The sequence below is a fragment of the Agrobacterium sp. A3-95 genome (genome assembly GCF_053521785.1).
In genome coordinates this window covers 333766-346079 of record NZ_JBNWDR010000005.1, presented here as the reverse complement: position 1 = coordinate 346079, position 12314 = coordinate 333766, and the positions used below count along the sequence as shown (strand labels likewise).

Here is a 12314-nt window from a genome sequence, read left to right as displayed (position 1 = left end):
CCAAGAAAGTGACCGAGGTGGAACAAGAACAGGGTAAGGCAATGCTTTTCAAAGACGAAATTCAAATGCTGAAACGCGTCCCGTTTTTTTCGGAAATGGAACCGTCGAAGCTCAAACTTCTCGCATTCGCATCCGACCGCGTGTCCTATCACACCGGCGACATGCTGTTCCGGCAGGGAGATGTCGGCGATGCGGCCTACGTCCTTTTGACCGGCAAAGTGGATGTTCTGGTCGATTCTCCGTCGGGCACGTTAAAAGTGGCCGAAATGACCGGTAATGCGATCGTCGGTGAAATCGCCATTCTCTGCGACAGCGTCAGAACAGCAACCGTGCGCGCCTCCACCAACGTGGAAGCCCTGCGTATCGGCAAGGAACAGTTCTTCAAGCTCATGTCCGATTTCCCTGACATTACCATCAAGGTCATGCGCGTTCTTGCCGAACGTCTCACCCAGACGACGACGGAGCTTAGCAAAGCGCGTGCAAACGCGAGAACATGAGCCGCAATTTATTGCTACCGTGGATGGCGATGTTGGAAAAATAAATGTCGCACCATTGCAATATAAATGAAATGCTGACTGAATAAGGGTAAGGGCGTCCGCCAAAAGAGAGCGGATATAATAATCTGTAGAGACAACGGGCTTCATGGGAGGAAGCGTGCAAGATTCCGTTGTAATCGGGGTGTGTCATGGCGTTCGATTCCGACATAGTAAGTCGGGAAGGTAATAAAGATTTTCGGGTAAAGATCTGGGGTGCGCGGGGAACGCTTCCTGTTTCAGGTGAAAACTTCCGAAAATATGGCGGGAATACCATCTGCATCGAGGTACGATGCGGAGATCATGTTCTTTTGTTCGACGCGGGTTCGGGGTTACATCCCGCTGGTCTGGCGTTGCGGGCGGAAGGTATTACCGACGTCAACCTGTTCTTCTCTCACTGCCATTACGACCACATCGTCGGCTTTCCCTATTTCAAGCCGTTCTACAATAGCTCCAACGATGTCGCCATCTGGTCGGGTCATCTTGCCGGCACCATGACAACGCGGGAAATGCTCAAGGACTTCATGAGCCCGCCATGGTTCCCCGTACCGCTGGAAGTCTGCTGCGCAAAAATGGCAACCCGTGACTTTATGCCGGGCGACGTCCTGGATGTTCATCCGGGCCTCTCGATCCGAACTGGAATGCTCAATCATCCGGGCAACGCCATCGGGTATCGCCTGGACTGGGCGGGAAAGTCATTCGCCATCATCACAGATACCGAACATGAACCGGGCAATATCGACAAGAACGTGCTTGATCTGATCAAGGACGTCGATCTCTTCCTCTACGACGCCATGTTTACCGATGAGGAGATGGGCCTTTATCGCGGTTACGGCCATTCGTCCTGGCAGGAGGCGATCCGCCTTGCCAAACTGGCAGGCGCAAAAAATGTCGGCTTCATCCACCACGCCCCAAGCCGCAGCGACGATGAGCTGGACGATATCGAAAAACAGGCAAAAGCCCAGTTCAGCGGTGCATTCGCGACAATGGACGGCCAGATCATCGACCTCTGATCGCGGTCACCAATCTCGTGTTGCTGGCCTGCGTTTGAGGCTTTTTCGAAGCTTGATTTGTATCATGCGGCGAACCGACGTTCGAACACGCACAATTGACCATCGCCGGCCCATTGCTCCACGATATTGCCACGAGATACCCTGCATTAAAGACACCAGAGCACACTTAATAATGATTCTGCGCCAAATGACCGCATGATGGGATTTGCATGATCCGTTTCTTTTCGGAGACCAATTTGAGACGCGCCCGGATCTTGTCCGGCCTCATCATTTTTGCCTTTGTATTTTCCCATCTTTTCAACCATTCGCTCGCTCTCATCTCCATCGATACCGCCGAGCGGGCGCGAAAATGGTTCAGCCTGATCTGGCTCAATCCCGTCAGCAGCCTGCTGTTTTATGGGTCGGTTGTGGTGCACGTCTGTCTTGTCCTGCGCTCGCTTTATCAGCGCCGGACATTGCGCATGCCGCTTCGCGAAGCGCTGCAAGCCATACTTGGCCTGTCGATCCCGTTTTTGATCATCAGCCACGCCGTCAATATTCGCGTGTCGCACATGATCTACAACATCGACGTGGGATATTACTCGGTCGTTCGCCGGCTCTGGATCAACAACCCGATGGCCGGCGCGTGGCAAAGCCTCGCATTGATCGTGATCTGGACCCACGGGTGTATCGGCCTGTTTTTCTGGTTACGTTACCGGGACTGGTATCCCAAAATTGCCGGGATATTCATGACTGTGGCGGTGATGCTGCCTTTGTTGGCGCTTCTGGGCTTCAGCGATGCCGGCCGCTGGCTGGAGGAGGTGGACAGAAAATACTCACTTCCTCCCGGGCTTGCAGATACCACCGTTCAAAGAGACGACATACCGTTGCAACGGGAGATGGAGACGCGTATCCGTTTCGTTACCGACGCAACGGAAGCGATTTTTGTCGGCGCGGTCATGCTGGTGTTCGTCTTGCGCGGCGTGCGCAGCTGGCGACAGAGATCGACGGCTATCGAAATCCGTTATGAGCATGGCGCGCAAGCGCGCGTCCCTGCCGGGCTCAGCATTCTGGAGGCCAGCAGACTCGCGGGCGTACCGCATTATTCCGTATGCGGCGGCAAAGGACGCTGTTCGACCTGCCGGGTCAGGATTGTCGAAAGCAAAGGCCCGCTTCCGCCTCCCGGAGATATCGAACAAACCACTTTGAGGCGCATCCACGCCGATTCAGATGTGCGGCTCGGCTGCCAGTTGCGGCCCACCCAGGATATTGGAATAGCGCTTCTGGTATCGCCGCCCCAACAGAGCGACCTGCCAGCGGATGCGCAACCGGCACGGCCGGGCAAGGAAGAGGAGATCGCCATCCTCTTTTGTGATATCCGCAATTTCACTGCGCTTTCCGAGGCGAAACTGCCATATGACGTCGTGTTTCTTCTAAACCGCTACTTCACCATCGTCGGGCAGGCCGTAGAACAGGCCGGAGGACATCTCGACAAATTCATCGGTGATGGCGCCATGGCTCTTTTCGGACTTGGCGACGATGCAGAAAATGCCTGCCGCAACGCCATGAAGGCCGCCGCTATCATATTGCGGGAGCTTTCAATCCTGAATGAGGGACTGGAAAAACAATTTGCCGTCCGGCTGGAAGTGGTGGTAGGCATCCACGCTGGCCCGACGATAGTCGGCGTCATGGGCTATGGCGCAGCGAAAACCCTGACCGCCATCGGCGACACCGTGAATGTGGCGAGCAGGCTGGAATCCAAGGCCAAGGAATTCGGCGCCGCCATTGTCGTTTCCGAACCCGCCATCATTCAGGCGGGACAGGAGATTGCCGATCTGCGAAGCGAAAAAATCGCCATTCGCGGGAGAAACTCGCAAATGAAAGTTTTCCTGCTCTCGAAAGAAGAGAGCGAGCGTTACCTATAGGGCAATACCGGCGCTCTCGCTGACGGGCCATCCGTCCTCAAATCTTGCGATAGAGAAAATAACGGTCGGTCGGCACGCTTTCCGGCACCGGCAGAGGCTTCAGCATGGGATGATCCAGAGGCAGACCGCTGACCGCAACGCCGCCTTTTGCCAGCATGCCCGCGGCAAGGTCCGGCAACCATGTCAGGGTAATGGCATCCTTTTCGGGGTAGCCCGTGCCGATATCGGCATGCACCATGGCCGCCTCCACACCGATGAAGGCCGGAGCGGTTTCCGATATTTCACCGATGACGAGATCTTCCTGTGCCGGAACAGACGAGGCGTGTGCACCCATGGCCCTGTCGAAGGCAACGATGCGACGTTGCGGAAACAGTTCCCGCAAATGATTGAACGTGCGCCCGTTTCCAAGGCCTATTTCCATGATCGCACCTTCGTCAGGCAGATCGAGATCGGCCTTGACGTGGTTGAGGATATCGCGCTGCGCGGTCAACCGGCGAATGAAACTGTCCAATCTGCTCATAGTCCGTCCGTTCATGAATTCCGGGCATTTTCAGTAAAAGCGTATGGCGATTTTGCTGGAAATGTCCGGGAGAAGGCGATCAGGCCTTGATGATGTGTTTTGCGGCGATATCCCGACGTGCGAAGACGTTTCGCGTATCGATGATCAGCGGCGACCATTCGCAAAGAGCGGCATAGTCCACATTGTCGTGATCGGTCGCGACCAGAACAGCGTCAAAGGCGCTGACGGTCTGCTTGTCCCAAGCCACGGATTTCATGCCCATCAGGTGGCTATATTCCCGGGTTTTCGGGATTTCTGCCACGTGCGGATCATAATAGGCCGCTTCGCCGCCGCGCTCCTGAATAAGTTCTATGAGTTTCAGCGAAGGACTTTCACGAATATCGGGTACATTCTTCTTGTAGGCGAGACCGACCACCAGCACCTTGGAGCGGCTGAGCGCCTTGCCGGAACGGATGTCGAGGGCTTCCGCAACCCGTCCGATGACATGACGCGGCATGCCGGTGTTGATTTCGCCGGCGAGCTCGATGAACCTCGTCGGCAACTCATATTCCCGCGATTTCCAAGTGAGATAGAAAGGATCGATCGGTATGCAGTGGCCACCAAGACCCGGGCCGGGATAAAACGGCATGAAACCGAACGGCTTGGTTTTCGCCGCGTCGATCACTTCCCAGATGTCGATGCCCATGGCCTCATAGACGACCTTGAGTTCATTGACGAGCGCGATATTGACAGCGCGGAAGACGTTTTCGGTGATTTTCACCGCCTCGGCCGTGGCGTTTGTCGAGACCGGAACGATCTTCTTGACCACTGAGCCGTAGAATGCCGCCATCAGTTTTCCGGCAGTCTCGCCATCGCCTGCAACGACCTTTGGAATGGTCGAGGTCTCGAAGTCGCGATTGCCGGGATCTTCCCGCTCGGGCGAAAAACCGATGAAGAAGTCGACGCCGGAGACAAGTCCGGTAGCTTCCAGAATGGTCTTCACAACCCCGTCGGTCGTGCCGGGATAGGTGGTCGATTCCAGCACCACAAGCTGCCCCCTGCGCAGATGCGCGGCAATGTCCCGGCAGGTCTTTTCGACATAGGAGAGGTCCGGCTCGCGATATTTCGTCAGGGGCGTCGGCACGCAAATGGCAATCACATCGCATTCAGCCAGTCTGGAAAAATCAGACGTTGCGATGAAGCCATCATCGCGCCTGACGCTTGCCAGCACCTCGTCCGAAACCGCCTCGATATAGCTGCGGCCGGCATCGATCGCGACCATTTTGCTGGGATCGATATCGAAACCGACGACCTTGAAACCGGCCTTGGCGACCGTGATGGCTAGCGGCAGGCCGACATAGCCAAGGCCGATCACCGCCGCTTTGGCGCTCTTGTTTTCGATGCTGGAAAGCAGGTTCTGGGAAACGACTGGGGAAGTCAAAGCGTGTCACGCTCCGCGCATTTGCAAAAGATGCCTTTCAGTTGGGCAAGAATGGTCAGGCTGTCAAGGCTCGGCCCTCTCAAATTCCGGTTGACGCCAGAGCCATGGGCGACGCACAACCATCCGGATGAGGATCGCTTTTTATTCACCGCTCAAATCGCCCAACCATCCCGTTCCCTCCGGAGACCGGCTGATGGCCCGCCTGCTGATGAAGGCGATGGCGATGGGCGGCCACGATGTTTCCGTCGCTTCCGAGCTGCGCAGCTTTCTCAAACAGGCTGACGATCCGGCGAGGTCCTTGCTTGCCGATGCGGCGACGCATGAAATCGAGACCATTACGGAGCGCTGGCAGCGGGAAGGCGCGCCGGATCTGTGGTTTTGTTATCACCCCTATTACAAGGCCCCGGACGTGCTCGGGCCGGAACTGGGCACACGTTTCGATATTCCCTACGTCACCGCCGAGGCCTCCTATTCCCCAAAGCGCAATGGCATGGGCTGGCAGGCGGTTCAGGACGAGTTACTGGCCGCATTGAACGCTGCCGCCATCAATATCTGCTTCACCGCGCGTGATCGCGACGGGCTTGTCCGCGCCTCTCCCGCACTCCGCTCGGCGATGTTGGCGCCCTTTATCGATGCCAGTAATTTTCTTGAAATTGCTCCGCGCCCCACACCGGGAAAACTCATCACCGTCGCCATGATGCGGGCGGGCGACAAGTTTGACAGCTATCGCGCGCTTCGCGAAGCGCTTGCGCTGTTGCCGCAGGACTTGAACTGGACATTGGATATCATCGGCGACGGGCCGGAACGCGCTGCCGTGCAAGCCATGTTCAGCTCTTTCCCCGATCGCCGTCTTGTCTGGCACGGAGAAAAAAACTCAAACGAAATCGCAGAACTTCTTTCAAAAGCATCGGTTTACGTCTGGCCGGGGCATGGCGAAGCCTACGGTCTCGCCTATCTCGAGGCACAGGCTGCGGGCCTGCCCGTTATCGCCGAAGCGGTGGCCGGCGTCCCCGAAGTGGTAAAATCCGGAACCACCGGATTACTGACACCGGAAAATGATACAGCCGCCTATGCTGGAGCAATCGAAACTCTGCTCGGCGATGACAAGCGGCGGGAGGAATTGGCAAGGGCAGCCCGCCAGTTCGTAAAAAATGAACGATCTCTGGAAAACGCCGCAAGAGAACTGAACGATATCCTGTTGCGAGCAAAGGCACGAACATCATGAGTCTGGAAACACTCGTAGCGGCACTGGATGAATGTGGACGACGCGGCATAACGGCCGATCTCTGGCTCAGGGACGACGATGCGGTGGAACCGACACCGGCGCTCGACACGCTGCTCGATCTTTGCAGCAGCTTTTCCGCGCCGGTCACGCTTGCGGTTATCCCCGAGATGACGACGGACAAGCTCGCGCGGCACCTGGATACGACTGACATTGCCCATGTCGCCGTGCATGGCTGGTCCCATACGAACTATGCCACCGAGAAAGAAAAGAAACAGGAACTCGGATCACACCGTGACCTGTCCATCATTCTCGACGAGTTGCAATCCGGGCTGGAAAAACTGCACGATCTGCATGGCAGGCGTTTCGTGCCTATGCTCGTTCCGCCGTGGAACCGCATAGATGCCAATGTGGTGCAGGGACTGGCAGACCTCGGATATCGAGCGCTTTCGGTTTTCGGCCCGGAGAAAGACGCCGTGCCACCTTGCCTGAACACCCATGTCGACGTGATTGACTGGCACGGCAGCCGCAGTGGGCGCGAAGACGACATCCTTTTCGCCGAGACCGCCGCCCGCATCCTGCAGACTGCGGAGCACGGCGGCACGACCGGCATCCTCACCCATCATCTCGTGCATGATGACAAAGTCTGGCGTTTTCTGAAACGGCTGTTCGAAATTACCGGCAAACATCCTGCCGCGCGCTGGCGTTCCTCGGCGGAACTCATCAACCAGATATCACCATGACTTCCAGGCAATCAGCAAACCACCCGTCTTGGTGGCAAGTTCGCGCCTGACAGCTTCGACCTCCTGCAACGCGGCGCGATCGGCGAGAGAAGCGGCAACAAACCCCGCCGGCGCAAGGCTGATGCTCCCAGCCCGAGCGATGACGGTAAAGATCAGCGGACCCGTCGACCACCAGGCTGGCGAACGCGGCATTTCCTCAAGAATCCTCGGAAACGCCTCAAGCATCCTGCGGAAGACCGGATGGCCGGCAGGTGTCGCAATGAAAGAGTTGGCAAGAAGCATGCTGCCCTGCCCGGTATCGCGCGGCGTTTCTTCATCGAACGCCGTCAGCCCTACCAGTGGCAGGAAAGCATCGAAACTCGCATCATCCCGCGCCGGATACCAGTCGCAATCAAGATAGATGCCACCAAAACGCTCCAGCACGACATAGCGGGCCACATCGACAGCGCCGGGATAATCGCCGTCTTCCAGCATCGTCCTGAAGACGTCATTCGAAAACACGCCTTCCCGCTCAAGATCGGCCTCCCGCCAGAGGTGATATTCGTAACCATGCGAGGCGGCATGGGCGGCCCAAGCCTTGACCGATACGGGCGGGGCCTTGTCTCCGATCCAAATCTGGTGGATGCGCCTCGGCACGTCCTCCCTGCTTTTCAGATTGATAGCGCGGTGCTCCTCCGGGGAAAAATGCGCATATTTTGCAAGCACCTGCGGCGGCGGAACCAGCGTGTATTGATAGCCGATCCTCGCGACCACATCGCCTTCAGCCTTGGCAAGACGCAGCCGTGCCGCATGCAGCCGGCGCGGCAGACCGAGCACTGTTCGCTCACCCATTAGGTGCCCGTCTTTTACTGCAACCAGCGATAAGAGAAGCGCATGCGCTTCCGCATATTGTCCCTGGTTTTGCAACTGCCGGGCTCTATCCAGCTGGGCATCGTAATATTTCTTGTCGGACATGGATCCTCACCCGGGAACGTTCGTTAACATATCGCCAAACACAAGCCATCAGGCAAGCCATTGCAATTTGGAAGCCGGCTTTGAATTTGCTAAACAATTCGATGTTTCAGAGGCATAGACAGACAACAAACCCTACGATAACGTGCCTTTAAGCCCTCCTGAGCAAATTGTCACAAGACAACGATAAAGAGAGACGGCAAGGAACCCTTTAGCATGAGCGCAGGCGCAGATTTGCTCCGTATTGAAAATCTGCGGGTCTCGTTTTCTCTTATGGGTGGCACGATTGACGCCGTGAGGGGTGCCAGCCTTCGCATTCTTCCGGGAAAAGTGACCGCGCTTGTCGGAGAATCCGGCTCCGGAAAATCCGTCATCGGCCAGACGATCATGGGCATCCACCCCAAGACGGCGCGCGTGAACGGCCGCGTGCTGTTTACCGATCCCGCAAATGCCGCAGCCGGCCCCGTCGATCTGCTGCAACTGCCGAAGGACGGCCGGGAAATCCGCGCTATACGCGGAAATCGCATCGGGCTGATTTTTCAGGAACCCATGACGTCTTTTTCGCCGCTGCACACGATCGGCAACCAGATTGACGAAGCGCTGAGAATCCACAGCATCCTGTCGCCGGCCGAGCGCGCGGAAAAAATGTATGAGACGCTCGACCTTGTAGGGTTTTCCAACCCGAAGAAGGTCGTGAACATGTATCCCTTCGAATTGTCGGGCGGCATGCGCCAGCGCGCCATGATTGCCATGGCACTGATCTGTCGCCCCGCCCTTCTGATCGCCGACGAACCGACGACGGCTCTTGATGTAACCATACAGGCGCAAATCCTCAAACTCCTGCGCGATCTCCAGAGCCGGCTGAACATGAGCATGCTGCTCATCACCCACGATCTCGGCGTGGTGGCAAACATCGCCGACGAGGTTGCCGTGATCTATCAGGGCGAGATCATGGAAGCTGGAACGGTCGACGATATTTTCAAAGCACCGAGCCACCCCTATCTCAAGGGCCTGATGGCCGCCGTGCCGCATTTCGACATGAAGCCGGGTGAGAGGCTGAAGGCGCTTCGTGAGATCACCGTTGACCACGAAAGCCTTGTCGGCAAGAAGACCGCCGCAGTGAACAAGACCCCCGGCCCGCTCTTGACCGTGGAGAATATCAGCAAGACCTTCACTACCCGGAAGTCCAGCTGGTTCAGCCGCCGCGATGCCAATGCCACCAAGGCGGTCAACAGCGTCAGTTTTGAAATCCGCCGGGGAGAATGCCTTGGCCTCGTCGGCGAAAGCGGCAGCGGCAAGACAACCGTCAGCAAAATCCTCATGCGCGCTGTTCGCCCGGATGAAGGCTCCGTGACCTTTCACCGGCCGCAGGGCGATATCGACGTCCTCAATGCTAGGGACGGCGATCTAAAGGAATTGCGGTCGAAGATACAGATGGTCTTCCAGGACCCGATCTCATCGCTTTCACCGCGCATGACCGTGCGCAATATTTTGAGCGAGCCGCTTGAAATCCATGGACGGGGCGATGCGAAATACCGCGCGGAAAAAGTCCGTAATCTCGTCAAGGCAATCGGCCTTGGAGAAAGCGCGCTGAACCGTTATCCGCACAGTTTCTCAGGCGGCCAGAGGCAGCGTATCGGCATTGCCAGAGCCCTGGCGTTGGGTCCCGAACTGCTGATCTGCGACGAACCCGTTTCTGCCCTAGATGTCTCGGTGCAGGCGCAAATCCTCAACCTGCTCAAGGATTTGCAGAAGGACCTCGGACTTACCTACCTCTTCATCTCGCACAATCTGGCGGTGGTGGATTACATGGCGGACCGCGTGGCGGTGATGTGCGAGGGCCGCATCGTCGAGCTGGCGCCGCGGGAAATCATGATGCGCTCTCCGGTTCACCCCTATACAAAATCGTTGCTGGCGGCTGTGCCTTTTCCCGATCTCGACCGTCCGCTCGATTTCCGCACCATCGGCAAGATCAGCGCGACGGGCAAGTTCGACTGGGGCAAGCAATTCCGCGACGAGGGTGACGGCGAAATGATCTCTGCCGATCTTGGCGATGGCCATTTCGTTCTCGCAAATGGCAATGCCGACATCAGGGAGCTTCGCTCGTGATTACGCGCCGCACCACCCTTGCCTTGATGGCCTCCGTCTTTTTGCCGACCTATGCGCGCGCTGCCTATACCGACCCCGCCTACTTCAAGGAAAAGCGGGAAAAAGGTGAGCTGCCTGATATTACCGAGCGCTTGCCGAAAAACCCGCGCGTCATCGATATGAAGGCGCTTGGCCGGGAGCCCGGAAAACACGGCGGTTCCGTGCGCATGCTGATCGGCGGCCAGCGCGATATCCGGCTTATGCCCATCAGCAACTATGCCCGCCTGGTTGGTTACGACGAAAAATTCGAGCTTCATCCCGACATTCTGGAAAGCTACGACGTTCAGGACGAACGCATCTTCACCTTCAAGCTACGCGAAGGCCACAAATGGTCCGACGGCAGCGATTTAACCTCCGAGGATTTCCGGTATTTCTGGGAGGATGTTGCTCTCAACAAGGAAATTCACAAGGGCGGCCCGCCAATCGAACTGCTGGTCAACAACAATCCTCCCCAGATCGAAGTCATCGACCGGCTGACGGTGCGCTATACCTGGGAAGGCCCTAACCCCGATTTTCTGGCGAAGCTCGCAGCAGCATCGCCTGCGCGGCTTTTCCTGCCCGCCGCCTATATGAAGCAGTTCCACGTCAAATATCAGACCGCGGAAAACCTCGCCAAGCTCATCAAGAAGAACAAGGCGGATGACTGGAGCGGGCTGCATATCAAGATGTCGCGGCAGGTCCGTCCGGAAAATCCCGCTCTGCCGACGCTGGACGCCTGGCGCAATACGACTTCGCCACCGGCCGAACAGTTCGTTTTCGAGCGCAATCCCTATTATCACCGTGTCGACGAAAACGGCCTGCAACTGCCCTATCTCGACCGATTCCTGCTAAACGTCACCTCCTCCGACATCATCTCGGCCAAGACGGCGTCGGGTGACAGCGATCTGCAATATTTCGGCCTCGATTTCGCCGACTACACCTTCCTGAAGGATGCCGAAAAGCGCTTTCCTCTGAAGGTGAACCTCTACAAACGCTCTCAAGGTTCGCGCATTGCGCTTCTGCCCAATCTGAACTGCGCCGATCCTGTATGGCGGAGCTGTTTCCAGGACGTGCGCGTGCGCCGCGCAATGTCGCTCGCTATAAACCGGCACGAAATCAACATGGTCTGCTTTTACGGGCTGGCCAAGGAAAGCGCCGACACCGTCTTGCCGGAAAGCCCGCTTTATCGACCGGAATTTGCCGAGGCCTGGAGTGCCTTCGACCGGGCGATGGCCAACAGGCTGCTTGACGAAGCGGGTCTCGATAAGCGCGACAGCGCCGGTAACCGGCTTCTGCCGGACGGCCGTCCAGCCTATATCATCGTCGAGACCACAGGCGAAAGCACGCTCGAAACGGACGTGATGGAACTGGTCACGGACCACTGGCGGCATATCGGCATTGCGGTTTCGGTCCGCCCGACCCAGCGCGATGTCTTCCGCAAGCGCGCCATGGGCGGCGAGGTGCTGATGTCGGTGTGGATGGGCATGGACAATGGCGTGCCGACCCCCGACATGCTGCCTTCGGGCCTTGCGCCCACCGGCGACGACCAGTTGCAATGGCCGGTCTGGGGCATCCACTATCTGTCCGGCGGGCGCGAGGGCAAGGAGCCTGACCTGCCGGAAGCAGCGCATCTGCTCGATCTCCTGAAAAAATGGCGCAGAAGCGTCACCGAGGAAGAACGCGAGGCCATCTGGCTGGAAATGCTTGGTATCTACACGCAGCAGGTATTTTCCATCGGCATCGTCAACGGCGCGCTACAACCCGTCGTCCATGTCAAACGCATGCGAAACGTGCCGGAAAAGGCGCTTTTCGGCTTTGAACCCACATCGTATCTCGGCATCTACATGCCGGATGCCTTCTGGTATGACGGAGACGCCTGAT

Annotated in this window: 10 protein-coding genes; 7 read left to right on the top strand and 3 right to left on the bottom strand. The window is 57.4% G+C overall.

What is annotated here, in order from left to right; all coding sequences use genetic code 11:
• The first annotated feature begins 41 nt into the window (after positions 1-41).
• From ACQZ5Y_RS16140 to ACQZ5Y_RS16130, 3 genes are all read left to right on the top strand, one after another.
• Positions 42-497, top strand: a complete 456-nt coding sequence (locus ACQZ5Y_RS16140; protein WP_003516807.1) for a cyclic nucleotide-binding domain-containing protein — start codon at positions 42-44, stop codon at positions 495-497.
• Between the two features lie 188 nt (positions 498-685).
• Positions 686-1546: an MBL fold metallo-hydrolase gene (locus ACQZ5Y_RS16135; protein WP_019566087.1), complete on the top strand. Its 861-nt coding sequence runs from the start codon at positions 686-688 to the stop codon at positions 1544-1546.
• Positions 1547-1755: 209 nt separating this feature from the next.
• A complete protein-coding gene (locus tag ACQZ5Y_RS16130; RefSeq protein ID WP_003516805.1) occupies positions 1756-3450 on the top strand; it encodes an adenylate/guanylate cyclase domain-containing protein in 1695 nt (564 codons plus the stop codon).
• Between the two features lie 37 nt (positions 3451-3487).
• Here ACQZ5Y_RS16130 and ACQZ5Y_RS16125 read toward each other — a convergent pair whose 3' ends face one another.
• Positions 3488-3970: a class I SAM-dependent methyltransferase gene (locus ACQZ5Y_RS16125; protein WP_003516804.1), complete on the bottom strand. Its 483-nt coding sequence runs from the start codon at positions 3968-3970 to the stop codon at positions 3488-3490.
• 79 nt (positions 3971-4049) lie between these two features.
• Positions 4050-5390: a nucleotide sugar dehydrogenase gene (locus tag ACQZ5Y_RS16120; protein ID WP_174050067.1), complete on the bottom strand. Its 1341-nt coding sequence runs from the start codon at positions 5388-5390 to the stop codon at positions 4050-4052.
• A 127-nt stretch (positions 5391-5517) separates the two neighbouring features.
• On the opposite strand from ACQZ5Y_RS16120, the gene ACQZ5Y_RS16115 reads away from it, so the two are divergent.
• Together ACQZ5Y_RS16115 and ACQZ5Y_RS16110 are read left to right on the top strand one after the other, a co-directional pair.
• Positions 5518-6615, top strand: coding sequence for a glycosyltransferase family 4 protein (locus ACQZ5Y_RS16115; protein ID WP_174050069.1), 1098 nt, complete (start codon positions 5518-5520; stop codon positions 6613-6615).
• Complete coding sequence (locus ACQZ5Y_RS16110; RefSeq protein WP_112496314.1) at positions 6612-7355, top strand: polysaccharide deacetylase family protein; 744 nt, start codon at positions 6612-6614, stop codon at positions 7353-7355. The genes ACQZ5Y_RS16115 and ACQZ5Y_RS16110 overlap by 4 nt, the downstream gene beginning before the upstream one ends.
• On the opposite strand, the gene ACQZ5Y_RS16105 is transcribed toward ACQZ5Y_RS16110, so the two are convergent.
• On the bottom strand, positions 7347-8309 hold the full coding sequence (locus tag ACQZ5Y_RS16105; RefSeq protein WP_013636855.1) for a glycosyltransferase family 32 protein: 963 nt from the start codon (positions 8307-8309) through the stop codon (positions 7347-7349). The two genes, ACQZ5Y_RS16110 and ACQZ5Y_RS16105, sit on opposite strands and share 9 nt — an antisense overlap.
• 213 nt (positions 8310-8522) lie before the next feature.
• Between ACQZ5Y_RS16105 and ACQZ5Y_RS16100 the strand changes: the two genes are divergently transcribed.
• Positions 8523-10415: an ABC transporter ATP-binding protein gene (locus ACQZ5Y_RS16100; protein ID WP_025594512.1), complete on the top strand. Its 1893-nt coding sequence runs from the start codon at positions 8523-8525 to the stop codon at positions 10413-10415.
• Complete coding sequence (locus ACQZ5Y_RS16095) at positions 10412-12313, top strand: ABC transporter substrate-binding protein (RefSeq protein ID WP_174050071.1); 1902 nt, start codon at positions 10412-10414, stop codon at positions 12311-12313. The genes ACQZ5Y_RS16100 and ACQZ5Y_RS16095 overlap by 4 nt, the downstream gene beginning before the upstream one ends.
• The last annotated feature ends 1 nt before the right edge of the window (position 12314 follow it).